The sequence below is a fragment of the Streptomyces sp. NPDC001380 genome (assembly GCF_042895785.1).
Taxonomy (GTDB): Bacteria; Actinomycetota; Actinomycetes; order Streptomycetales; family Streptomycetaceae; genus Peterkaempfera.
The window spans coordinates 26756-50902 of the sequence record NZ_JBIAWP010000005.1; the positions used below are offsets into that span (position 1 = coordinate 26756).

General features: G+C 75.2%; 16 protein-coding genes. 8 read left to right on the plus strand and 8 right to left on the minus strand.

All coding sequences use genetic code 11. From position 1 onward, the window contains the following. Positions 1-438 precede the first annotated feature (438 nt). The 7 genes from ACFY07_RS08305 (at position 439) to ACFY07_RS08335 (ending at position 10982) form a co-directional block, all read left to right on the plus strand. On the plus strand, positions 439-1659 hold the full coding sequence (locus ACFY07_RS08305; protein WP_230747839.1) for an ROK family transcriptional regulator: 1221 nt from the start codon (positions 439-441) through the stop codon (positions 1657-1659). Positions 1660-1778: 119 nt separating this feature from the next. Beyond that, on the plus strand, positions 1779-2891 hold the full coding sequence (locus ACFY07_RS08310) for a sugar ABC transporter substrate-binding protein (RefSeq protein WP_390867940.1): 1113 nt from the start codon (positions 1779-1781) through the stop codon (positions 2889-2891). A 193-nt stretch (positions 2892-3084) separates the two neighbouring features. Beyond that, positions 3085-3873, plus strand: coding sequence for an ATP-binding cassette domain-containing protein (locus ACFY07_RS08315; RefSeq protein WP_230747837.1), 789 nt, complete (start codon positions 3085-3087; stop codon positions 3871-3873). Continuing rightward, the gene (locus ACFY07_RS08320) at positions 3870-5249 is read left to right on the plus strand and encodes a sugar ABC transporter permease (RefSeq protein ID WP_390867941.1); all 1380 of its coding nucleotides are present in this window, start codon (positions 3870-3872) and stop codon (positions 5247-5249) included. Before ACFY07_RS08315 ends, ACFY07_RS08320 begins: the two co-directional genes overlap by 4 nt. 441 nt (positions 5250-5690) lie before the next feature. Further along, a complete protein-coding gene (dxs, locus tag ACFY07_RS08325) occupies positions 5691-7637 on the plus strand; it encodes a 1-deoxy-D-xylulose-5-phosphate synthase (RefSeq protein ID WP_390867942.1) in 1947 nt (648 codons plus the stop codon). Positions 7638-7806: 169 nt separating this feature from the next. Beyond that, positions 7807-9384 carry an amino acid permease gene (locus ACFY07_RS08330; protein WP_390867943.1) on the plus strand — a complete coding sequence of 526 codons (1578 nt, stop codon included), beginning with the start codon at positions 7807-7809 and terminating at the stop codon, positions 9382-9384. Positions 9385-9452: 68 nt separating this feature from the next. Continuing rightward, the gene (locus ACFY07_RS08335) at positions 9453-10982 is read left to right on the plus strand and encodes an ArnT family glycosyltransferase (protein ID WP_390867944.1); all 1530 of its coding nucleotides are present in this window, start codon (positions 9453-9455) and stop codon (positions 10980-10982) included. Between the two features lie 18 nt (positions 10983-11000). Here the strand turns inward: ACFY07_RS08335 and ACFY07_RS08340 are convergent, their stop codons facing one another. The 7 genes from ACFY07_RS08340 to ACFY07_RS08370 form a co-directional block, all read right to left on the minus strand. After that, positions 11001-13538, minus strand: coding sequence for a SpoIIE family protein phosphatase (locus tag ACFY07_RS08340; protein WP_390867945.1), 2538 nt, complete (start codon positions 13536-13538; stop codon positions 11001-11003). 352 nt (positions 13539-13890) lie between these two features. Next, a complete protein-coding gene (locus tag ACFY07_RS08345; protein ID WP_390867946.1) occupies positions 13891-14334 on the minus strand; it encodes an NTP pyrophosphohydrolase in 444 nt (147 codons plus the stop codon). 284 nt (positions 14335-14618) lie between these two features. Continuing rightward, positions 14619-16745: a 3-hydroxyacyl-CoA dehydrogenase NAD-binding domain-containing protein gene (locus tag ACFY07_RS08350; protein ID WP_390867947.1), complete on the minus strand. Its 2127-nt coding sequence runs from the start codon at positions 16743-16745 to the stop codon at positions 14619-14621. After that, entirely contained in the window at positions 16742-17959 is a 1218-nt protein-coding gene (locus ACFY07_RS08355) for an acetyl-CoA C-acyltransferase (protein ID WP_230651081.1), read from the minus strand. The genes ACFY07_RS08350 and ACFY07_RS08355 overlap by 4 nt, the downstream gene beginning before the upstream one ends. A gap of 352 nt (positions 17960-18311) precedes the next feature. Beyond that, entirely contained in the window at positions 18312-19559 is a 1248-nt protein-coding gene (locus ACFY07_RS08360; RefSeq protein ID WP_390867948.1) for a ribonuclease D, read from the minus strand. Positions 19560-19756: 197 nt separating this feature from the next. After that, positions 19757-20455, minus strand: a complete 699-nt coding sequence (locus ACFY07_RS08365; RefSeq protein WP_230651086.1) for a response regulator transcription factor — start codon at positions 20453-20455, stop codon at positions 19757-19759. 250 nt (positions 20456-20705) lie between these two features. Beyond that, positions 20706-21356 (minus strand): DUF3000 domain-containing protein, encoded by a 651-nt coding sequence (locus ACFY07_RS08370; RefSeq protein WP_390867949.1) that lies wholly within the window; start codon positions 21354-21356, stop codon positions 20706-20708. Positions 21357-21671: 315 nt separating this feature from the next. Here ACFY07_RS08370 and hemE point away from each other — a divergent pair, with 315 nt between their 5' ends. After that, entirely contained in the window at positions 21672-22685 is a 1014-nt protein-coding gene (gene hemE, locus ACFY07_RS08375) for a uroporphyrinogen decarboxylase (RefSeq protein ID WP_390868110.1), read from the plus strand. A 194-nt stretch (positions 22686-22879) separates the two neighbouring features. Here hemE and ACFY07_RS08380 read toward each other — a convergent pair whose 3' ends face one another. Further along, positions 22880-23899: a DUF4349 domain-containing protein gene (locus ACFY07_RS08380; RefSeq protein WP_390867950.1), complete on the minus strand. Its 1020-nt coding sequence runs from the start codon at positions 23897-23899 to the stop codon at positions 22880-22882. Positions 23900-24147: the final 248 nt, after the last annotated feature.

Here is a 24147-nt window from a genome sequence, read left to right on the forward strand (position 1 = left end):
TAGGTGGGGCGGGGGTTGAGGCGCTTGGCGGGGGGGGGGCGCCCGGGGGGGCGGGCGGGGGGGGGGCGGGGGGCCCGCCCCCCCCCGGGGGGGCGGCGCCCCGGCCGCGTCGTACCGGCGCCCCGGAGCCTCCCGAAGTCCCGGAGCCTCCCGAAGTCCCGAAGCCTCCCGGGGCCCGGTTGCGTTCTTCTCCTGAAGGCAGCGCGCCGCCCTGCGCGAGTGTGGTTTCGCCACCCTGTGTCCCGATCCGTGGTGCCCCGCGGCGCCCCCCGGCCACTCCGGCGAAGGTTTGACAACAATCTGCATTCACTCTTGACGGGACCTTGCGGGATTGGCTCAGCTTGTATTTCACAAGTTGTAACCGAGCTCCGCCGCAACGGCGCGGAAGGGGCCGCGGGCGGTCGGGCCCCGGCACCCCGGGAGGGTTGAAGCATGTCCCTGGACACGCCGGGATCGCAGTCCTCGCTCCACAGGGCGAACCTGGAGCGGGTGCTGCGCGCGGTCCGCATGGCGGGGTCGCTGACCCAGGCGGAGATCGCCCGGAGCACCGGGCTCTCCGCCGCGACGGTGTCCAACATCGTCCGCGAGCTCAAGGAGAGCGGGACGGTGGTGGTCACCCCCACCTCCTCCGGCGGCCGGCGGGCCCGCAGCGTCTCCCTCAGCGCCGACGCCGGGATCGTGGTGGGCGTCGACTTCGGCCACACCCACCTGCGGGTGGCGATCGGCAATCTCGCCCACCGGGTCCTCGCCGAGGAGAGCGAGCCGATCGACGTCGACGTCTCCGCCGCGGACGGCTTCGACCGGGCCGAGACCCTCGTGGGGCGGCTGCTGGCACAGACCGGCTTCCGCACCGACAAGGTGATCGGGGTGGGGCTCGGCGTCCCGGGCCCGATCGACGTGGAGACCGGCGCGATCGGCTCCACCGCCATCCTGCCCGGCTGGACCGGGGTGGAGCCGGGCCGTGAGCTCTCCTCCCGGCTCGGCGTGCCCGTCCACGTCGACAACGACGCCAACCTGGGCGCGCTGGGCGAGCTGGTCTGGGGCGCGGGGCGGGGCCTGTCCGACCTCGCGTACATCAAGGTGGCCAGCGGCGTGGGCGCCGGGCTGGTGATCAGCGGCCAGATCTACCGGGGGCCGGGCGGCACCGCGGGGGAGATCGGGCACATCACCCTGGACGAGTCCGGTCCGGTGTGCCGCTGCGGCAACCGCGGCTGCCTGGAGACCTTCGTCGGCTCCCGTTACCTGCTCAATCTTCTGAACGCCAGTCACGGGCCGGGCCTCAGCATCCCCCGCATCGTGCAGCTGGCCCAGCGCGGCGACCTGGGCTGCCGGCGGGTCATCGCGGACGTGGGGCGCCAGATCGGCACCGGTGTCGCGAACCTCTGCAACCTGCTCAATCCCCGCCGTGTGATCCTCGGCGGTGATCTGGCCGAGGCCGGTGAGCTGCTGCTTTCCCCGCTCCGCGAGTCGGTGGCCCGGTACGCGATCCCGAGCGCGGCCCGTCAGCTCTCGGTCGTCCCGGGCACGCTGGGCGGCCGGGCCGAGGTGCTCGGCGCCCTGGCGCTGGTGATGAGCGAGATGGGTGATTCAGGTGCTTTGTCGCGTCAGGACGACCTGTCCCGCGCCCGTTCGGTCACGGCTGTGCCTTCGGGAAGATAACGAAAAGGTTCGGATTCGCTGCTATTAGATTTTACTTCTTGACGCTAAGGCGGCCGGAGGGATTGACTCCCTCCAACCTCGGCCGCAGCGTTGCGGCCCTGTCAGGGAGGCAACCCCCCATGAACGCAATGATGCGTCGTGCCGTCATCGGCACCGCTGCTGTCTCGATGGCCCTCTCCGTGGCCGCCTGCGGCTCGGCCGGCGGCGGCAAGAAGGCGGACTCTGCCGCCTCCGGCGCCTCCGGCGGCGGCAGCAAGACCATCGGCCTGCTGCTCCCCGAGAACTCCTCCTCCATCCGCTACGAGTCCTTCGACAAGCCGATCTTCACGGCCAAGGTCAAGGCGCTCTGCCCGGACTGCGAGGTCAAGTACAACAACGCTCAGGGCAACACCGCCACCCAGAAGCAGCAGTTCGACGCGCTGGTCTCGCAGGGCGTGAAGGTCATCGTCCTGGACCCGCAGGACGCCACCGCCACCAAGTCCTGGGTCGAGAGCGCCAAGGCCAAGGGCGTGCAGGTCATCGCGTACGACCGCTTCGCCGCCGGCCCGGTTGCGGGTTACGTCTCCTTCGACAACGAGAAGATCGGCGAGCTGCAGGGCCAGGCCCTCGTCGACGCCCTCGGCGACAAGGCCAAGGACGCCAACGTCGTCATGATCAACGGCGCCGAGACCGACCCGAACGCCGGCCTGTTCAAGCAGGGCGCCCACAAGGTGCTCGACAGCAAGGTCAAGAAGGTCGTCTACGAGCAGTCCGGCGAGTGGGACCCGAAGACCGCGGGCCAGAAGATGGGTGCCGCGATCACCCAGCTCGGCAAGAACGGCTTCCAGGCCGTCTACTCCGCCAACGACGGCATGGCCGCGGCCATCATCACCTCGCTCAAGGGCGCCGGCATCAAGGGCCTGCCGGTGGGCGGCCAGGACGCCGCCTCCGACGCCGTCCAGCGCGTCCTCGCCGGCGACCAGACCTACACCATCTACAAGGCGTACAAGCCCGAGGCCGAGGCCGCCGCGCAGATGGCCGTCAACCTGGTCAAGGGCGAGGACGTCAAGTCCGTCGCCACCGCCAGCGCCGACAGCGACACCGCCAAGGGCGTGCCGGCCATCCTCCTGGACGCCAAGGTCGTGACCAAGGACAACGTCAAGGACACGGTCATCGCCGACCAGCTGTACAAGGTGTCGGACATCTGCACCGACGCCTACGTCAAGGCCTGCGACGCCGCCGGCATCAAGTAGGCGGCTCCGCCCGGACCTGCTCCGGGCGGCCGGTGCCCCCCGCCCTTCCCGCGGGGGGCGCCGGCCCCGTTCCGCCGGGACGCTTCCCAGGAAGCCCCCGTGCGTGTTCTCTGACTTGCACGACCCTTTCGCGCCAGGGACGGCGCGGCATCCCGCTCCATCGGTCCGTACCCCGGACGAGCGGCAGAAGGAGATGGTTCACGTGACGAGCGCACCCGTACTGGCGTTGCGCGGGGTCTCCAAGCGGTTCGGTGCCGTCCAGGCGCTCACCGACGTCCACCTGGAGGTCCACGCCGGAGAGGTCGTCGCCCTGGTGGGCGACAACGGCGCCGGCAAGTCCACCCTCGTCAAGACGATCGCGGGTGTGCACCCCATCGACGAGGGCGTCATCGAGTGGGAGGGCAGGCCGGTCCAGATCACCCGGCCGCACGACGCCCAGAACCTCGGCGTCGCCACCGTCTACCAGGACCTCGCGCTCTGCGACAACCTCGACGTGGTCGCCAACCTCTTCCTGGGGCGCGAGATCCTGCGCGGCGGCCGCCTCGACGAGGTCGGCATGGAGAAGCGGGCCCAGGAGCTGCTCGACACCCTGTCGATCCGCATCCCCAGCGTGCGCATCCCCGTCGCCGCCCTCTCCGGCGGCCAGCGCCAGGTCGTCGCCATCGCCCGCGCCCTGGTCGGCGAGCCCAGGATCGTGATCCTGGACGAGCCCACCGCCGCCCTCGGCGTCGAGCAGACCGCCCAGGTCCTCGACCTGGTGGAGCGGCTGCGCGAGCGCGGTCTCGGCGTCATCCTGATCAGCCACAACATGGCGGACGTCAAGGCGGTCGCCGACACGGTCGCCGTCCTGCGGCTGGGGCGCAACAACGGTGTCTTCGACGTGAAGACCACCAGCCACGAAGAGATCATCTCCGCCATCACCGGCGCCACGGAGAATGCCGTGACCCGGCGTCAGGCCCGCATCGCGGAGGCGCAGAAGTGAGCACCAACCCGACCGACGTCTCCCAGGGCGGCCCCGAGGCCCCCGGCCCCGACACCCCTGACACCCCCGGCACCGCGGCCACCGCGACCGAGGCGCCCGCGACCGCCGAGGCCACCGCCGCCGCCGACGACGCCGCCGCCGAGAGCGCCGCGCCCGTCCGCACCGTGGACCCGCGCCTCCTCGTCCGCGAGGAGGGCTTCAAGGGCTACATCGGCGAGTTCAAGCGGAAGATGCGCAGCGGCGACCTCGGGTCCATCCCGGTCGTCCTCGGCCTCATCCTCATCTGGGGCATCTTCCAGGGGGTCACCGGGACCTTCCTCAACCCGGACAACCTCTCCAACATCACGCTCTACATCGCGGGCCCCGGCCTGATGGCCGTCGGCATCGTCTTCGTGCTGCTGCTCGGCGAGATCGACCTCTCGTCCGGCTCCGTGGCCGGCACCACCGCCGCGATCTCCCTCGTGCTCTCGGTGCAGCACGGCGTCAACGAGTGGCTGGCCGTCGGCATCGCCATCGTCGCGGCCATCGCCATCGGCGCGCTCCACGGCTTCTTCTTCGCCAAGATCGGCGTCCCCGCGTTCGTGGTCACCCTGGCCGGCCTGCTGGGCTGGAGCGGCCTGCAGCAGTGGGTGCTGGGCCAGACCGGCACGATCAACAACCCGCCGGACGGCCTGATCGTCAAGCTGGACAACTACTTCTTCAGCGACGTCGCGGCCGCCTACGGCCTGGCGCTCGTCGGCGTGCTGCTCTACCTGGGCGGCGCCCTGCTGGACGCCAAGCGCCGCCGCGAGGCCGGCCTGCTCGCCCGCCCGGTGGCGGAGATCGTCGTGCGCGCCGCGTTCCTGGCCGTGATCGCCTTCGCCGCCGCGTACACCCTCAACCAGGACCGCGGCCTGCCGCTCGCCCTGGTGGTCTTCCTCGGCATCGTGGTCCTCACCGACTGGGTGCTGCGCCGCACCTCCTACGGCCGCCAGATCTTCGCGGTCGGCGGCAGCATCGAGGCGGCCCGCCGCGCCGGCATCAACGTGGCCTGGGTCCGGATCTCGGTCTTCATGATCTCGGCCGGCATGGCGGCCCTCGGCGGCCTCTTCATCGCCTCCCAGTCCGGTGCCGCGGACAAGGCGCTGGGCAGCGGCAACGTGCTGATGAACGCGATCGCCGCAGCCGTCATCGGCGGCACCAGCCTCTTCGGCGGCCGGGGCAAGACCTGGTCGGCGCTGCTCGGCATCCTGGTCATCCAGTCGATCGTCCAGGGCCTCAACCTGGAGGGCATCGACACCTCGATCCAGTACATGATCACCGGTGCCGTGCTGCTGGCCGCGGTCGTCCTCGACTCGGTCTCCCGCCGCACCCAGAAGGCGTCCGGCCGCGGCTGACGCCCCCGCCTCCCACCGGCCAGCCGGTCCGGGCCGCACGTCCGAGGGGGACGTGCGCTCCGGACGGCCGGTGGGCTTCCCCGGGCGCCGGAGGGCGCGCGGGGCATGCCTGCCCGGCACCCAAGCCGCTCGGGTGCCGGGCATCGGCATGCCCCGGCCCGGGAGCCCCGCCCCCGGGGCCGCCGCGCCCCGCGCCGGCGGCGCCCCGGGACGCCCCGGGCCGCGGGAGGCCGCCGCCCGGCCGCGCCCGCCGCACGCACGGCGGCCGCGCCCCCGGATCCCGGGCGCGCCGGTCCCGGGGCCCCACGGGGCGTCCTCCGCCCGACGGGCGGACATTAGACTCGACGGGCCGGGTGTTCCCGGTGCCGCCGGACCCTCACCGGCGGGGGGACGCCGCACACCTGCGGACATGCCCGCAGACCTGCGAAGAAGGAGGAACGGGTGGCCCTGCTGACCCGCATTCGGGGACCGCGCGATCTCGACCGGCTCACCCCCGCACAGCTGGCGGAGCTCGCCGAGGAGATCCGGGGGTTCCTGGTGGACGCGGTCTCGCGGACCGGCGGTCACCTCGGCCCCAACCTCGGCGTGGTGGAGCTCACCATCGCGCTGCACCGGGTCTTCGACTCCCCGCGTGACCGGATCCTGTTCGACACCGGCCACCAGTCGTATGTGCACAAGCTGCTCACCGGGCGGCAGGACTTCTCCCGGCTGCGCGCGAAGGGGGGCCTGTCGGGGTACCCGTCGCGGGCGGAGTCCGAGCACGACGTCATCGAGAACTCGCACGCCTCGACGGTGCTGGGCTACGCGGACGGCCTGGCCAAGGCGAACCAGCTGGCCGGGCACCGCGACCGCCCGGTGGTCGCGGTGATCGGCGACGGCGCGCTGACCGGCGGCATGGCCTGGGAGGCGCTGAACAACATCGCCGACGCCGAGGACCGGCCCGTGGTCATCGTCGTCAACGACAACGAGCGCTCCTACTCGCCCACCATCGGCGGCCTCGCCAACCACCTCGCGACCCTGCGCACCACCCGGGGCTACGAGCGGTTCCTCTCCTGGGGCAAGGACGCCCTCCAGCGCACCCCCGTCGTGGGCCAGCCGATCTTCGAGACCCTGCACGGCGCCAAGAAGGGCCTGAAGGACTTCATCGCCCCGCAGGGCATGTTCGAGGACCTGGGCCTGAAGTACATCGGCCCGATCGACGGCCACGACATCGGCGCCCTGGAGTCCGCCCTGAAGCGGGCCCGCAACTTCGGCGGCCCGGTCATCGTGCACTGCCTGACCCAGAAGGGCCGCGGCTACCGGCCCGCCGAGCAGCACGACGAGGACCGCTTCCACGCCGTCAACGTCATCCACCCCGACACCGGCCTGCCGGTGAAGACCGCCGGCAAGGACTGGACGTCGGTCTTCGGCGAGGAGATGGTGGCGCTGGGCCGGGAGCGGCGGGACGTGGTGGCGATCACCGCGGCGATGCTGCACCCGGTGGGCCTGGCGCCGTTCGCGCGGGAGTTCCCCGAGCGGGTCTACGACGTGGGCATCGCCGAGCAGCACGCGGCGGTCTCGGCGGCCGGCCTGGCCACCGGGGGCCTGCACCCGGTCGTCGCGGTGTACGCGACGTTCCTCAACCGGGCCTTCGACCAGGTCCTGATGGACGTGGCCCTGCACCGCCTGGGCGTGACGTTCGTGCTGGACCGGGCCGGGGTCACCGGCACCGACGGGGCCAGCCACAACGGCATGTGGGACATGTCGATCCTCCAGGTCGTCCCCGGCCTGCGGCTGGCCGCGCCCCGCGACGCCGACCAGCTCCGCGCCCAGCTCCGCGAGGCCGTCGACGTCGACGACGCCCCCACCGTCGTCCGCTACTCCAAGGGCACGGTCGGCGCCCCCGTCCCCTCCCTCGGCCGGATCGGCGGCATGGACGTGCTGCGCGGCAGCGCCGAGCCCGTCGCGGACGCCGCGGGCGCCGCGTTCGGGGGCGACGCCCCTCGCGCCCGGCGCGCCGACGTGCTGCTCGTCTCGGTCGGCGCCATGGCCGCCACCTGCCTGGAGACCGCGGACCTGCTCGCCGCCCAGGGCATCACCGCCACCGTGGTCGACCCCCGCTGGGTCAAGCCCGTCGACCCCGCGCTGCCCGCTCTCGCCGCCGAGCACCGCGTCGTGGTCACCGTCGAGGACAACGGCCGCGCCGGCGGCGTCGGCTCCGCCGTCGCCCAGGCGCTGCGCGACGCCGACGTGGACGTGCCGCTCCGCGACTTCGGGATCCCGCAGGAGTTCCTCGACCACGCCTCCCGCGACCAGATCCTCGCCGAGATCGGCCTCAACGCCCCGGACATCGCCCGCCAGGTGACCGCCCTGGTGGCCAGGCTCGACGCGGAGCCCGTCGACGCCTGAGCCCGCCGGCGGCCGGCCCGTCCGGCCGCCGCCGGGACCGCCCGCGGGGGTCGGGAGCACACCGCTCCCGGCCCCTGCGGCGCGCCGGGGGTGAACAGCCGCCCTTCCCGCCATGGAACCGTCCGTTCCGGGTATCCGCTGGAGGCGGACTTTCCCCGGGAGGCGTTCCATGGCCACAGCGTCCAGTCCATCCGGCGGCACGGGAGGCGGGACCGCCCCGCCCGGCGGCCTGCTGCGCACCAAGCCCGTCGAGCAGTCCATCGCCGACACCGAGGAGCCGGAGCACGCCCTCCGCAAGTCGCTGTCGGCCCTGGACCTGGTCGTCTTCGGCGTCGGCGTGGTCATCGGCACCGGCATCTTCGTCCTCACCGGCACCGCCGCCAGGGACTACGCCGGCCCCGCCGTGGCCCTCTCCTTCGCCGCGGCCGGCATCGTCTGCGCCCTGGCCGCCCTCTGCTACGCCGAGTTCGCCTCGACCGTCCCGGTCGCGGGCTCCGCGTACACGTTCTCCTACGCCTCCATCGGCGAGTTCCCCGCCTGGATCATCGGCTGGGACCTCGTCCTGGAGCTGGCCCTGGGCGCCGCCGTGGTCGCGGTCGGCTGGTCCGGCTACGTGCAGTCGCTGCTCAGCAGCGCCGGCGTCACCCTGCCCGCGGCGATCGCCGGCGGCGGCTCCGACGGGTCGTGGGGCTTCAACCTGCCCGCCTCCCTGCTGGTGCTGCTCCTCACGGTCATCCTGGTGGCCGGGATGAAGCTCTCCGCCCGGGTCACCTCGGTCATCGTCGGCATCAAGGTCACCGTGGTGCTGCTGGTGATCATCGCCGGCGCGTTCTTCGTCAAGGGGGCGAACTTCCACCCCTTCCTCCCGCCGTCGCAGCACAACGGCGGCGCGTCCGGCGGGGCGACCCCGCTGGTGCAGGCGCTCTTCGGCTTCACGCCCTCCACCTTCGGCGTGATGGGCGTCTTCAGCGCCGCGGCCGTGGTCTTCTTCGCGTACATCGGCTTCGACATCGTCGCCACGGCCGCCGAGGAGACCCGCAACCCGCAGCGCGACCTGCCGCGCGGCATCCTCGGCTCGCTCGCCATCTGCACCGTGCTCTACATGCTGGTCTCCGTCGTGGTCACCGGCATGCAGAAGTACACCGAGCTCTCCACCGACGCCCCGCTCGCCGACGCCTTCAAGGCCGTGGACCAGCCCGTCTTCGCCGACCTGATCAGCGTCGGCGCGGTCGCCGGCCTCACCTCGGTCACCATGATCCTGCTGCTCGGCCAGAGCCGGGTCTTCTTCGCCATGAGCCGCGACGGGCTGCTGCCCCGGACCTTCGCCGAGGTCCACCCGCGGTTCGGCACCCCCTGGAAGAGCACCCTGCTCCTCGGCCTGGTGGTCGCCGCGGTGGCCGGCGTCATCCCGCTCAAGGAGCTCTCGGAGCTGGTCAACATCGGCACCCTCTTCGCCTTCGTCATCGTCTCCGTCGGCGTGGTCGTCCTGCGCCGCACCCGGCCCGACCTCCCCCGGGCCTTCCGCACCCCGGCCGTGCCGCTGGTGCCCGTCCTCGCGGTCCTCAGCTGCGTCTGGCTCATGGTCAACCTGCCGGTCGCGACCTGGTGGCGGTTCGGCATCTGGATGGCGCTCGGGTTCGTCGTCTACTTCGCCTACGGCCGCTCCCACAGCCGCCTCGGCCGCACCGAGGGTCCGCCCCGCGGAGCCGCCGGGGCCGCGCCCGGCGCCGGCCGCAGCGGGACGTGACGCACGCCGCACCCCCGCCGCGGAGCCCGGCACCCGTGGTGCCGGGCTCCGCGGGTAGGTTGTCCTCCGTGCCCAGGGACCCGATCAGCCGACCGCTCGCCGCGCTCGCCGCACGCCTGCCGCAGCGCCTGCGCACCGGCTACTGGACCCGGCTCGTCCCGGCCCTCGCCGCCCTCGCCGCGCTGACCCACGCCCCCTCGTTCGTCCGCCCGGTGTGGAGCCCCGATGAGGGCTACCTCGCCACGCAGGCCCGCATGCTCGCCGACGGCGGGGTGCTCTACGACACGGTGGTGGACCGCAAGCCGCCGCTGCTGCCCTGGCTGTACGAGGCCGCCTTCTGGGTCTTCGGCTCGCTCTCCCTGTGGCCGCTGCGGGTCCTGGCCATCGTCGCGCACCTGGCCACCGCCCTGCTGCTCGCCTCCGTCGCCCGCGGCCGCTGGGGCGACCGGGCCGGGGCCGCCGCCGGGGCCCTGTACCTCCTGGTCTCCATCGGGCTCTCCCCGGAGGACACCCAGGCGGCGACCTTCGAGGTCTTCATGCTGCCGGCCATGGTCGCGGCCTTCCGCTACGCGGAGCGCCGCCGCTGGCTGGCGGCGGGCGTCGCCACCGCCGTCTGCGCCCTGACCAAGCAGACCGGCGGCGCCGTCCTGCTGCCCGTGCTGTGGATGCTCCTCCAGGACGCCCGCCACCGCGGGGTGCGCCGGCCCGCCGCCCTCGGCAGGGTCCTGGCCGGCTTCGCCCTCCCGGTGGCGCTGGTGGCCGTGATCCTCACCAAGCCCGGGGGCTTCCTGTTCTGGGTGGTCACCGGCAGCGGCGACTACGCCTCCTTCGACGGCTCGGTGCTGCTGATGGCCGGCCGGGCCCTCGGCAACGCCGCCATCCTCGCCGCCGCCTTCCTCGGCCTCGCCGTCCCGCTGCTGCGGCGGCGCCGGGCGCTGCGGCGGGCGGCCCCCGGGGCGTCCGCGCCGCCGCGGCGCGGGGCCGCCGGCGGCTCGGTCTCCGACCTGTGGGTGTTCCTGGCCTCCGCCGTGGTCGCGGTCTGCACCGGCTTCCACTTCTTCGGCCACTACTACCTGCAGCTGATGCCCCCGCTGGTCCTCCTCGGGGTCGGCGCCGCCTCCGCGTCCGCCGTCCGCTGGCGGCCGGTGCTCGTGTACAGCGCGGTCGCCGCGACCGCCTTCTGGGGCCTCGCCCTGGCCTGGCCGGGCCACCGCCTGGACCGGTCGGCCAAGGTCGCCACGGCCGTCGCCGAGCAGACCGGGCCCGGGGACACCATGCTGGTCTGGGGCATGCACCCGGAGATGTACTGGCTCGCCGACCGCCGCCCCGCCACCCGCTACCTCACGGCGGGCTTCCTCACCAACTACAGCGGCGGCAAGGGCGACCGCCAGGTCGGCGAGGCCTACAGCGTGCAGGACGCGTGGAAGACCTTCGACCAGGAGCTCAGCCGCAACCTGCCGGAGATCGTGGTCGACGACTCCGGCACCTCGCCCTACTCCCCGGTCCGCATCCCCCGGATCGAACGCCTGCTGGACGCCCACTACCAGATGGTCGGCCTGACCGGCGACACGGTGATCTACCGCCTCGTGCGCCGCTGAGCCCGCCCCCGCCGGGCCTCACCCGCCCGCCGCGGGCCGGCCGGTGAGCAGCAGCGCGATGTCGTCCAGCCGGTCCGGGGACTGCCGCGCCTCCCGGACCAGCCGCTCGGCCACGTCGGCCAGCGAGGGCGCCCGGGTGTGCGCCAGCGCCGAGCGCAGCCGGTCGATGCCCTGGCCGACGTCCGCGCCCGGCTGCTCCACCAGGCCGTCCGTGTACAGGGCCAGCACCGACCCCGGCGGCAGCAGCAGCTCCGCCACCGGGTAGCGGGCCTCCGGGTCGACCCCCAGCAGCACGCCGCCCGGGACGTCCAGCACCTCCGTGCGCCCGTCCGCGTGCCGCAGCAGCGGCGGCAGGTGCCCCGCCCGCACCGCCTGCGCCCTGCCGGTCGCCGGGTCCAGCTGGACGTAGCAGCAGGTGGCGAAGAGGCCGGCGTCCAGGTCGGCGAGGAGCCGGTTGGTGCAGGCCATCACCCCGTCCGGGGACTGGCCGCCGGTGGCGAAGGCCCGTACCGCGCTGCGCAGCTGCCCCATGACCGCCGCCGCGGCGACGCTGTGCCCCTCCACGTCGCCGATCACCACCGCGACGCCGTGCGCGGTCTCGACCACGTCGTACCAGTCGCCGCCGATGTCCATGCCCTGGGTGCCCGGCAGGTAGCATCCGGCGGTCTCCACCCCCGCCACGGCCGGCAGCCGGTGCGGCAGGAGGGCCTCCTGCAGTCCGCGGGCCACGGCGGACTCCGCGTCGTACAGCCGGGCCCGCTCCAGCGCCTGGGCGATCAGCCCGCCCAGGGCGGTGAGCACGCTGCGCTCCTCGGCGGTGAAGGTGCGCGGGCGGTCGAAGCCGAGGATGCACGAGCCGACCGGCCGGCCCGACGCGATGAGCGGCAGGAACGCCCAGGAGCGCATCAGGTCCACCGGGATGCCCGGGTAGGCGGAGGTCAGGTGCCGCTCGGACTCGAAGAAGATCGGGCTGCCGGACGTCAGCGCCTGCACGCCCGGCAGCCGGGCGTGCAGCGACACCCCCTCGAACGGGTCGAGGAACCCCTCCGGGTAGCCCCGCTGCCAGGCGAGGTGCATGTGCCGGTCGCGCACCGTGTACAGGGCCAGCTCCTGGCCCGCGAAGGCGGGCAGCAGCTGGTCGGTGACGACCTCGCAGACCTGGCGTACCGTCACGGCCTCGGTCAGCGCGCTGGCCATCTGCAGCACCCGGTACAGCGCCCCGGGGCGCGCGACGGCGGCCGGCAGCCCCCCGGCGGCGGGCCCCTCCTCCGCAGGCCCGGCCGGCCCGCCGGGACCCCGGTGCTCCCCGGGGCCGCCCCGCCCGCCGCGCCCGCAGCGGTCCGGGCGCCCCCCGGCGTCCCCGTGCTCCCCGGGAGGCGGCTCCACCGGCACCACGCGGCCCGTCAGGCCGTGCACGTCCGGGTAGAGCGTGAACGCCAGCCAGTGGCCCTCCGCACGCCGCACCAGGAACGACGTCGGCTCCTGGGAGAGCATCGCCGCCCGGTACCGGTCCTCGTACGAGGGGTCGGAGAGCCACGGCAGGACGTCCCACGGGTGGCGGCCCACCAGCCCGGACCGGTCCGCCCCCAGCAGGGCCTCCGCGCGGTGGTTGGCGTAGGTCAGCCGCCCGTCCTGGTCGAGCGAGAAGAGGCCGTCGGGCAGCCGCTCCGCCGCCTCGGCGGCCGTGACGCCGCTGCCCAGGTCGACGAGCGCGCCGACCATGTACCGGCCCGGTCCCGGCCCGCCGGACTCCGGACCGGCCGGCCGTGCCCGCAGCTCCACCAGGCAGGGCCGGTCCTGCGGCCCCAGCACCCGCAGCCGGCGCACGGACACCGCTCCGCTCTCCACGGCCTCCCGGGCGGCGGCCCGCAGCGCGTAGAGGTCCTCGGGCACCACCCGGGCGGCGAGCGCCGCCACCGTCCCCCCGAACGACGCCCGGTCCTGCCCGAGGATGGCGCAGCACTCGTCGTCCGCGGCGAACACCCCCGTCTCCGGGTACCAGTCGAACTGGCCCACCCGCGCGGGGCGGGCGGCCGTGACGGGCAGCTGCACCGAGATCGGCTCGGCCTCCCAGCGGACGGACACCCCCTGCTCCCGCAGCCCGGCCAGGGCCGTGCCCAGCCGGTTCGCCGCGCCGCGCACCCGGCGGCGCGCGGGGCTCGCCAGCACCCGGCGCGGCACCGCCGCCCGCAGCACCACCAGGACGCCCACGGTCTCCCCGTCCGCCGTCACCGGCGTGTAGACCGAGGCGAACGGGTACGGGAGCGCGATCGCCAGCTGGGGGAAGCGGCGCATCGTCTCGTCCGCGTCGTCCAGGTGGATGCTGCGCCCCGAGCGGTAGGCCTCCGCGACGGGGAAGGGGCCCGCCACCGGTACCCGCCAGGTGGCCCGCAGCAGCGAGCGCGGCACCCCGGCGACGGCGGCCAGCACCAGCGAGCGCCCGCTGCGGGAGGACAGGTACACGCCGCCGCCGTAGCCGCCGGCGGCGGCGACGGCCCTGACGGTGCCCTCCGCCAGCACCCGCTCGAACTCGGCGGTGCGCGGCACGCCGCTCACCCGGCCACCCCCGGCGCCCTCCGCTCGGCCGTCGCAGGCCGGCCCCGCGCAGGACGGCCCTGCGCAGGACGGCCCCGCGCAGGACGGCCCCGCGCAGGACGGCCCGGCGCCGCCGGGTCCGGACCCGTCCGGCCCCGCCGTGCACGGCCGGACGCCGGGCGCCCGGCCGTGCTGCAGCGACCGTGCCGCCCGGTCCCGCCGGCCGGCCCGCCCGTCCCGCCGTCCGCGTCCACCGCGTCACCGCCCGGGTCCGGTGCCTGCACGCACCACCGCCAGTACCTCCAACCTGGTACGGCCCGTACGCCCCGGCAACCCGGACCGCCCCCGCGCCCGCCCCCGGGCCCCGGCCCGCTCACCGGGGCCGCACCGCGCGCGGGCCGACCACCTCGGCGCCGAGCGCCGCCACCCGGGCCCGCAGCCCCCGGTCGGCGGTCGCCACCAGGCAGCGGCGCGGCGCCGCCCCGTCCCCGGCCCGTCCGGCGGCCACCAGCTCCACCACCAGGTCGTCCCCGCTGCCCGCCGCGGAGGCCACCCGCACCCCGGGGACCTCCGCCACCCCCCGGGCCGCCCCTTCGACCACCAGCACCACCTCCAGCGGGACGCCGCAGGCCCACCCCGGCGCGCCGCTGCCCTCCGGCAGTCCGTATGCCGCCACCCCGGCCAGCGCGTCGCGCAGCCGCTCGGCCGCCCCGCGCCGGTCCCGCCACCAGCCGTCGGGCACCGACCCGACGACGTTGGCGCCGTCGACCACGAGGACGGGGCGCGGCTCCCGCGGCGGCCCCTCCGGCTGTCCCATTCCGCCACCCTTCCCCGCGCCGCCCGGCACCGCACCTGCCGGGCCGGCCGTGCGGGCCTCCGGCGCCCCGGGCCGCCGCCCGTCCCGCCCGGCGCCCCTTGATCGGAGCAGTATGCCGCTCCGGGGGCCCGCGCGGAACGCACCGGCACCACGGGCGGGACCGGCCCCGCCCGCCGGGTCCCGCGGGCGGGCGCCGGTCCCGTGACGCGCCGGTGCCCGGCACACCGCGGGGGTGTGCCGGGCACCGGCGTCGCTGTGCGGGACTCCGCCCGCGGGGTCCGGCGTCAGGCCGGGATGCTGGCGACGCCCCTCGCGAGGAACGGCTTGCCGTTGACCCGCTCGGAGACGCCCGCGCGGTCCAGGTACGGCGTGATGCCGCCCAGGTGGAAGGGCCAGCCGGCGCCCGTGATCAGGCAGAGGTCGACGTCCTGCGCCTCGGCGACGACGCCCTCCTCCAGCATGAGGTGGATCTCCTCGGCGATGGCGTCGAGCGCCTTGTCGCGCACCTGCTCCTCGGTGAGGACCGTGGAACCGACCTGGAAGAGCGCGGCGACCTCGGGGTCGACCTCCTGCTTGCCCGACGCCCAGGTGTAGATGCCGCGCTTGCCGGCCTTCACGACGCGGCCCAGGTTCTCGGAGACGCCGAAGCGGTCCGGGTAGGCGGCGTGCAGTGTGCCCGCGACGTGGTGGGCGACGGCGGGGCCGACCAGCTCCAGCAGCACGATCGGGGACATCGGCAGGCCGAGGGGCTCCAGGGCCCGGTCGGCGACCTCGATCGGGGTGCCCTCGTCGATGGTGCCGAGGACGGTGCCGAGGAAGCGGGTGAGGACGCGGTTGACGACGAACGCCGGGGCGTCCTTCACCAGCACCGCGGTCTTCTTCAGCTTCTTCGCGGTGGCGAAGGCCGTGGCCAGCGAGGCGTCGTCGGTCTTCTCGCCGCGGACGATCTCCAGCAGCGGGAGGACGGCGACCGGGTTGAAGAAGTGGAAGCCGACGACCCGCTCGGGGTGCTGCAGCTTCGACGCCATCTCGGTGACCGACAGCGAGGAGGTGTTGGTGGCCAGGATCGCGGTCGGCGAGACCACGGCCTCCAGCTCGGCGAAGACGTCCTGCTTGACGCCCATCTCCTCGAACACGGCCTCGATGACGAAGTCCGCGTCGCCGAAGGCGGCGGCCTTGTCCAGCGAGCCGCTGACCAGCGCCTTGAGACGGTTGGCCTTGTCCTTGCCGATGCGGCCCTTGTCCAGCAGCTTGTCGATCTCGCCGTGGACGTAGCCCACGCCCTTGTCGATCCGCTCCTGGTCGATGTCGGTGAGGACCACCGGCACCTCCAGGCGGCGCGCGAAGAGCAGCGCCAGCTGGGAGGCCATCAGGCCCGCGCCGACGACGCCGACCTTGGTGACCTTGCGGGCCAGCGACTTGTCCGGGGCGCCGGCCGGCCGCTTGGCGCGCTTCTGCACCAGGTTGAAGGCGTACAGGCCGGCCCGCAGCTCGCCGCTCATGATGAGGTCGGCGAGCGCCTCGTCCTCGGCGTCGAAGCCCTTCTGCAGGTCCCCGTCCTTGGCGGCGGCGATGATGTCCAGCGCCCGGTACGGGGCCGGGGCGGCGCCGTGCACCTTGGAGTCGGCGACCAGGCGGCCGTGGGCGACGGCCTGGTCCCAGGCCTCGCCGCGGTCGATCTCCGGGCGCTCGACGGCGGTCTCGCCGGTGAGGACCGAGGCCGCCCAGAGCAGCGACTGCTCCAGGAAGTCGGCGGGCTCGAAGATCGCGTCGGCGATGCCGAGCTCGAAGACCTGCCTGCCCTTGAGCTGCTTGTTCTGGCTCAGGGCGTTCTCGATGATCACCTGGACGGCCTTCTGCGGGCCGATCAGGTTGGGGAGGATCGTGCAGCCGCCCCAGCCCGGCACCAGGCCGAGGAAGCACTCCGGCAGCGAGAACGCCGGGACGCCCGAGGAGACGGTGCGGTAGGTGCAGTGCAGGCCGATCTCCACGCCGCCGCCCATGGCGGCGCCGTTGTAGAACGCGAAGGTCGGCACCGGCAGCGCGGCGATGCGCTTGAAGACGTCGTGGCCGCCCTTGCCGATGGCGACCGCGTCGCTGCGCTCCTTGAGCACCTCGACGCCCTTGAGGTCGGCGCCGACCGCGAAGATGAACGGCTTGCCGGTGACGGCGACGGCGACGATCTCCCCGGCGGCGGCCTCGCGCTCGACCTGGTCCAGCGCCTCGGAGAGCTTCGCGAGGGAGCCCGGGCCGAAGGTGGTCGGCTTGGTGTGGTCGAAGCCGTTGTCCAGGGTGACCAGCGCGAGGCGCCCGGCCCCCTTGGGCAGGTCGACGTGGCGGACGTGGGCCGTGGTCACGACCTCGTCCGGGAAGAGCTCGGCGGCGCGCTGCAGCAGCTCGGTGGTGGTCACTTGTCCCCCTCGAAGTGCGGGTTCTCCCAGATGACGGTCCCGCCCATGCCGAAGCCGATGCACATGGTGGTCAGGCCGTAGCGGACGTCCGGGCGCTCCTCGAAGCGGCGGGCCAGCTGGTTCATCAGGCGGACGCCGGAGGAGGCGAGCGGGTGGCCGAAGGCGATGGCGCCGCCGTACGGGTTGACGCGCTCGTCGTCGTCGGCGATGCCGTAGTGGTCCAGGAAGGCGAGCACCTGGACGGCGAAGGCCTCGTTGACCTCGAAGGCGCCGATGTCGGAGATCGACAGGCCGGCCTTGGCCAGAGCCTTCTCGGTCGCCGGGACCGGGCCGACGCCCATGACCTCGGGCTCCACGCCGGCGAAGGCGTAGGAGACCAGGCGCATCCTGACCGGCAGGCCCAGCTCGACCGCGACGTCCTCGGCGGCCAGCAGCGAGGCGGTGGCGCCGTCGTTGAGGCCCGCGGAGTTGCCGGCGGTGATCCGGCCGTGCGGGCGGAACGGGGTCTTGAGGCCCGCCAGGCTCTCCAGGGTGGTGCCCGGGCGCATCGGCTCGTCGCTGACGGCCAGGCCCCAGCCGGTCTCGCCGGCCTCGGGGTTGGTGCGGCGCACCGCGATCGGCACCAGGTCGGGCTGGATCTTGCCGTCGGCGTACGCCTTGGCGGCCTTCTCCTGCGAGGCGACGGCGTAGGCGTCGCAGCGCTCCTTGGTCAGGTGCGGGAACCGGTCGTGCAGGTTCTCCGCGGTCATGCCCATGAAAAGAGCCGACTCGTCGACCAGCTTCTCCGAGACGAAGCGCGGGTTGGGGTCGACGCCCTCGCCCATCGGGTGGCGGCCCATGTGCTCCACGCCGCCCGCGACGACCACGTCGTACGCGCCGAAGGCGATGCCGCCCGCGGTGGTGGTCACGGCGGTGAGCGCGCCGGCGCACATGCGGTCGATGGCGTAGCCGGGAACCGACTTCGGCAGGCCGGCCAGCAGGGCGGCGGTGCGGCCGATGGTCAGGCCCTGGTCGCCGATCTGGGTGGTGGCCGCGACGGCGACCTCGTCGATCCGCTCGACGGGCAGGTTCGGGTTGCGGCGAACGAGCTCCCGGATGCACTTGACGACCAGGTCGTCGGCGCGGGTCTCGTGGTAGATGCCCTTCGGGCCCGCCTTGCCGAACGGGGTGCGGACGCCGTCGACGAAGACGACGTCCCTCGCGGTACGAGGCACGGTGGCTCTCCTCCCAGGTCCCAGAATCAGGAGCCCAACACGTCGGTGGTGCAGCGGCCGCGCACACGGAACCCGCCGCTTCGCGGTCATGCTACTCGCCGGTAACCAGGATGCACAGGGCGGCTGCCCCTTCGCGCGCCGGGTGTGGCGCGTGCCACTGCCGGTACGCCGCGGCCCGCCGCCCCGGACGGGGGCGGCGGGCCGCGGCGGCACGGAATCCGGGGCCTGCGGCCGCCGCGGGGAGCTGCGGACGGGGCCGCGTGCGTCGTCCGGTCGGCCGTCGTCCGGTCGGCCCCGGGCGGGTCCGCCGCGGACGGGCCGGCCGCCGCCGGGAAGGACGCCGGCGGGTGCCTCAGGCGTCCTTGCCGGCGGCGGCGAAGGCGGCCGCGAGCGCGGGCGCCACCAGCTCCACCTGCCAGCGCCGGGCGCCCCGGCCCCGCAGGGCGGCCGCCACCGCCTCGGCGTCCGCCTCGGCCGGCGGCTCCCAGCTGACCCGACGGACCAGGTCGGGGGTGATGAGGTTCTCGGCCGGCAGGCCGTGCTCCTCGGCGAGCGCGCTCACGGCGGCCCTGGCCCCGGACAGCCGGGCGGCGGCCACCGGGTCCTTGTCGGCCCAGGCGCGCGGCGGCGGCGGGCCGTCGTGCGGCGCGGTGGCCGGCGGCAGCTCCGCCTCGGGGACGGCCCGCGCCCGCTCCACGGCGGCCAGCCACTGCTCCAGCTGCCGCCGGTGGACCCGGGGGCCGAAGCCCTGGACCGCCTGGAGCGCCTGGGCGGTGGCCGGCATGGCGAGGGCGACCGCCACGATCGCGGCGTCGGAGAGGACCCGGCCCGGGGAGACGTCCCGCTCGCGGGCGACGCGGTCGCGCAGCTGCCACAGCTCGCGCACCGCGGCGAGCTGCCGGCGCCGGCGCACCTTGTGCAGTCCGGAGGTGCGGCGCCACGGGTCGACCCGGGGCGCGGGCGGCGGGGCGGCGGCGATCGCCGCGAACTCCTCCAGGGCCCAGTCCAGCTTGCCCTGGCTGTCCAGCTCCTGCTCGAGCGCGTCGCGCAGCTCGACCAGCACCTCGACATCCAGGGCCGCGTAGCGCAGCCAGGGCTCCGGCAGCGGGCGGGTGGACCAGTCGACCGCCGAGTGCTCCTTGGCCAGCGAGTAGCCGAGCACGTTCTCGGTCATCGGGCCGAGGCCGACCCGCGGGAAGCCGGCGATGCGGCCGGCGAGCTCGGTGTCGAAGAGCCGGGCGGGGCGCATGCCCACCTCGGCCAGGCAGGGCAGGTCCTGGGTGGCGGCGTGCACCACCCACTCGGCGTCGGCGAGCGCGGTCCCCAGGGCGGTGAGGTCGGGGCAGGCGATCGGGTCGATCAGGGCGGTCCCGGCCCCGGCGCGGCGCAGCTGGATGAGGTAGGCACGCTGCCCGTACCGGTAGCCGGAGGCGCGTTCGGCGTCCACCGCGACCGGACCGTCGCCCGAGGCGAAGGCGGCCACCGTCTCGGCGAGCGCCCCGGCGTCGGTCACGACCGGCGGGATGCCCTCCCGCGGCTCCAGCAGGGGGACCGGCCCCGGGTTCACGTCTACGGCGATGGCTTCTCGGGCGTCGGTCACCCCCCAAGGGTACGCCGGGGCGTGTGTCGGGGGTCGGACAAGCGTCGGGAGCGGGGCGGGAGCGGGGTAGGGGGCCCGCGGGCGCCTCCGCCCGCGACCCCGGACGGGGCGCGGGCGGAGGCGGGTGGTGGCGGGCGGCGGAGTCGGGTCGGAAGGGCAGGGAAACGTTCCTCCGGCCGGGTGGTGGGCGGGTGGGGTCAGTGAATGATGCCGGTCCGCAGGGCCACTGCGACCATGCCGGCCCGGTCGCCGGTGCCCAGCTTGCGGGCGATCCGCGCCAGGTGGCTCTTCACGGTCAGTGCGGACAGGCCCATGGCGACGCCGATGGCCTTGTTGGACTGGCCCTCGGCGACCAGGCGCAGCACCTCCACCTCCCGGCCGGAGAGCTCCCGGTAGGTGGTGGGCTGCGCCCCGGGGGTCCCGGGTGCGGCGGGTGCGCCCGGGGTGCCGGGCATGCCCGGGCGGCGCATCCGGCCGGCCATCCCGGCGGCGCCCAGCGGCATGCCCGGGCGTCCCGGCATGCCGATGGACCCGCGGGTGCCGGTCACCACGTAGCCCTTGACGCCGCCGGCGAGGGCGCTGCGGACGGCGCCGATGTCGTCGGCGGCGGAGAGGGCGAGGCCGTTGGGCCAGCCCGCGGCCCTGGTCTCGGCCAGGATGGTCAGCCCGGAGCCGTCCGGGAGGTGGACGTCGGCCACGCAGATGTCGCGGGGAGTGCTGACCCGCGGCCTCGCCTCTGCGATGGAGGACGCCTCGATGACGTCGCGCACGCCCAGGGCCCACAGATGCCGGGTGACGGTGTTGCGGACACGCGGGTCCGCCACGACCACCATGGCAGTGGGCTTCGTCGGACGGTAGGCGACCAGGTTTGCGGGGTGCTCGAGAAGAACCGACACCAGGCCTCCTGATAGGGGAGTGGCGGGACGGAACCCCGGTGGGGGCGCTGGGGTTCCGCTTGCGGAAAGGGTCACTCACTGCTTCGGCACCGACCCCGGGGGGCTTTAGCGGGCGATCACGATCGAGGGACACGCAATCCGGACAAATCGTGCACTAGATCGGTCGAGTTCGACCAGAGGGCGCTCAAGTTCGATCGACAACGGTCATTTTGTCGACACTCTAAGTGAAAAAAGGGGGTTCGCTGGATACTCAGCGTGAGCGCGGACGCCGACGGGCCGGCATCGGAACCACTCCGCCGAGCGACGGCGCGTCCGGGGGCGCGCCGTGCGCCGGTGCCGCCGGGGGCAGCCCGGCGCAGGCGCACAGCAGGTCGCCCCAGGCCGCCAGGTGCCGTTCGAACCGCCCGTCGGCGGGCGTCCACGACGCCCGCACCTCGATCTCGGTGGAGCTGTCGCGCTCCGCGAGGGCGCCGAAGTACTGGGAGGCGCAGCGGGTCACCGTGCCCCCTGCCTCCGTGTACCGGGCGGCGTTCGCACCCAGCGCGTCGAGCAGCCACGCCCAGCCCACCTCGGACAGCAGCGGGTCGCCCGCCATCTCCGGCTCCAGCTCGGCCCGGGTCAGGGTCACCACCCGGAAGCTCCCCTGCCAGGCCTCGTGTCCGGCCGGGTCGTGCAGCAGCACCAGCCGCCCTTCGGCCAGCTCCTCGCCGTCGACCTCCACGGAGGCGGTCAGGGCGTGCGCGTACGGCGCGAGGCGGCGCGGCGCCGGCGCGGAGCCGAGCCGCACCTCCGGCCGCAGCCTGGCCGCGGAGAGCGCCCCGACAGCGTCGCGGAACGCCGCGGGCCGGGCGTCCTCGCCCGGGCCGCCGCCGTGTGCGGGACCTCCGCTGACCGCTGCCATGAGCCGAAGCGTAGGGCGGGCGGCCCGCGGATCGGTGGAACGCGCCCGGCGCGGCGCGGCGGAGAGCGCTCCCGGCGGCCGGGGAGGGACCGGGGCGGGACCGTGGCGGTCCGCGCCCGCGCGCCGCGGGGGACCGGCGCTCCCCGGCAGCAGGGCGGGCAGGGCGGCAGGGCCGCCGGGCGGCACGGGCGCCGCGGGGCGCGTGCGAAGATTTCCCCCGTGAGCGATACCAGCGCAGCGACCCCCGTACCGACGCCCGGCACCAGCACCCGGCAGCCCGCCGCGGCACGCGGCGCCGCCCACGACTCGGCCTTCCTGCGCGCCTGCCGGCGCGAGGCCGTGCCGCACACCCCCGTGTGGTTCATGAGGCAGGCCGGCCGGTCGCTGCCCGAGTACCTCAAGGTGCGCGAGGGCGTGGCGATGCTCGACTCCTGCATGCGGCCCGACCTGGTCAAGGAGATCACCCTGCAGCCGGTGCGCCGGCACGGGGTGGACGCGGCCATCTACTTCAGCGACATCGTGGTGCCGCTCAAGGCCATCGGCCTGGACCTCGACATCAAGCCCGGCGTCGGCCCCGTCGTCGCCGACCCGATCCGCACCCGCGCCGACCTGGAGCGGCTGCGCCCGCTGGAGCCGGACGACGTCCGCTACATCACCGAGGCCGTCGGCCTGCTGGTGGACGAGCTCGGCGCCACCCCGCTGATCGGCTTCGCCGGCGCGCCCTTCACCCTCGCCAGCTACCTGGTCGAGGGCGGCCCGTCGAAGAACCACGAGCGCACCAAGGCGATGATGTACGGCGAGCCCGAGCTCTGGGCCGACCTGCTCGACCGCCTCGCCGACATCACCGCGGCCTTCCTCAAGGTGCAGATCGAGGCGGGCGCCTCCGCCGTGCAGCTCTTCGACTCCTGGGTCGGCGCCCTCGCCCCCCGGGACTACCGGGCCTCCGTGATGCCCGCCAGCCGCAAGGTCTTCGACGCCGTCGCCGGGTACGGCGTGCCCCGCATCCACTTCGGCGTGGGCACCGGCGAGCTGCTCGGACTGATGGGCGAGGCCGGCGCGGACGTCGTCGGTGTCGACTGGCGGGTGCCGCTGGACGAGGCGCACCGGCGGGTCGGCCCCGGCAAGGCCCTCCAGGGCAACCTCGACCCGGCGGTGCTCTTCGCCCCCGAGCCGGCGGTGCGGGCCAAGGCCGACGAGGTGCTCGCCGCCGCCGGGGCCCTCGGCGGCACCGGCCACGTCTTCAACCTCGGCCACGGCGTGCTGCCCACCACCGACCCCGACGCGCTGACCCGCCTGGTGGCGTACGTCCACGAGGCGACCGCCCGCTGACCGGCACCGCCCCCTGACCGGTACCGCCCGCTGACCGGTACCGCTTCCTGACCGGTGCCGTCCGCCGATCCGGCATCGCCCGCCGGTCCGGCATCGCCCGCCGGTCCGGCATCGCCCGCCGGTCCGGCGGCCCGCCCCGCTGCCCTCCGGTCCGGGGCGGGCCGCCGCGCCCGGGCCGGGGGCGGCCCCTCCGGTCAGCTCCCCCCGGCCGGGGCCGCCGGCTCCACGGGCCCCGGCGGGGCGGCCGGTACGCGGCCCGCCGCCCGGCGCCGCCGCCCCAGCCGCACCGCGAGCCATCCGGCGGGCGCCAGGACCAGGGCGAAGGGCGCGACGGCCGCGAGGCACACCAGCAGCCCGCGCGCGGTCACGTACAGCGCGTGCCAGCCCGCCCCCAGCGCGTGTCCCGCCGACGCCCAGAACCCCCGGTGCCCGCCGCCCGGCGCCGCGGCCGGGCCCGGCGAGGGGGCGACGAGGTCGACCGTGAGGGTGGAGAGCGCCGTCCGGGAGGCCAGCTCCTGCTGCTGCCGCTCCAGCGACTCCAGGTCCGCCTCCCGCCGGCCCAGTTCGGCCTCCAGGGCCACCACGTCGGTGATGCCGGCCGCCCGGTCCATGAGCGCGCGGACGCGCGCCACGCTGGCCCGCTGCGTCCTCAGCCGGCTCTCCACGTCGACCACCCGGTCGGTGACGTCCTCGGCCTCGCGGTGCCGCCGGAGCACCCGCCCCAGCCGCCCGGCGCCCGCCAGGGTCCGGTCGAAGGCGGCCGCCGGCACCTTCGCCACCAGCTGCGCCCCCTCCTGCGGATCCCCGCCGGGCGTGGCCGCACCCCCCTGGCCGGACGCCGTCTCGCTGCTCACGTAGCCGCCCGCGCCGGTGACCAGGCCGTGCAGGCGCTCCAGCGTGCCCGCCACGTCCGCGGCCTCCAGCTCCAGCTCGGCGGTGTACGCGATGGACCGCCCCGCGGTCGCCGCGGCGGACGGGCTCCCCGCCGGGGTCCCCGCCCCCGTGGGGCCGGCGCCCGGCAGGGCCGCCGCGGCCCTGCCGCCGCCCCCCTTCGCCGCGCCGCCCGCCGCGGAGTCCTGCGCCCGGGCCGCGCCCGGCACCGCCTTGTCCGCCGCGCCCGGGCCGCTGCCGCTCCCGGCGCTGCACCCCGCGCCCAGCAGGGCCAGCGCCGCCAGCAGCGCACCCCCCGCGGCGGTGGCCGCTCTGCCGCTCATCCCCGTTCCCCCTCGTCCTGTCCCGCTGGCCCCTGCGGACCGCCCGCACCGTCCCGCCGCCGATCCGGCGGCGACAGGGATGGGACGCGGCCGGCCGTCCCGCGTTCCCGACCGCACGTTGCGAAAGGGTCACGGTCCGGAACGCCCGCGATCGCGGGTCCCCCGCCCGTTCCGCGCCGGGGCTCCGCCTGCTCCCCGCCGGGCCGGACGGCCCCCGCGGACGGGCCGCCCGTCCGTCCTGCCCGCCC

Excerpts from the sequence above, each read along its gene's own strand:
- ACFY07_RS08310 (WP_390867940.1), top strand. The coding sequence starts at position 1,779 with ATGAACGCAATGATGCGTCGTGCCGTCATCGGCACCGCTGCTGTCTCG.
- ACFY07_RS08315 (WP_230747837.1), top strand. The coding sequence starts at position 3,085 with ATGGTTCACGTGACGAGCGCACCCGTACTGGCGTTGCGCGGGGTCTCC.
- ACFY07_RS08330 (WP_390867943.1), top strand. The coding sequence starts at position 7,807 with ATGGCCACAGCGTCCAGTCCATCCGGCGGCACGGGAGGCGGGACCGCC.
- ACFY07_RS08345 (WP_390867946.1), bottom strand. The coding sequence starts at position 14,334 with ATGGGACAGCCGGAGGGGCCGCCGCGGGAGCCGCGCCCCGTCCTCGTG.
- ACFY07_RS08370 (WP_390867949.1), bottom strand. The coding sequence starts at position 21,356 with ATGGCAGCGGTCAGCGGAGGTCCCGCACACGGCGGCGGCCCGGGCGAG.
- ACFY07_RS08380 (WP_390867950.1), bottom strand. The coding sequence starts at position 23,899 with ATGAGCGGCAGAGCGGCCACCGCCGCGGGGGGTGCGCTGCTGGCGGCG.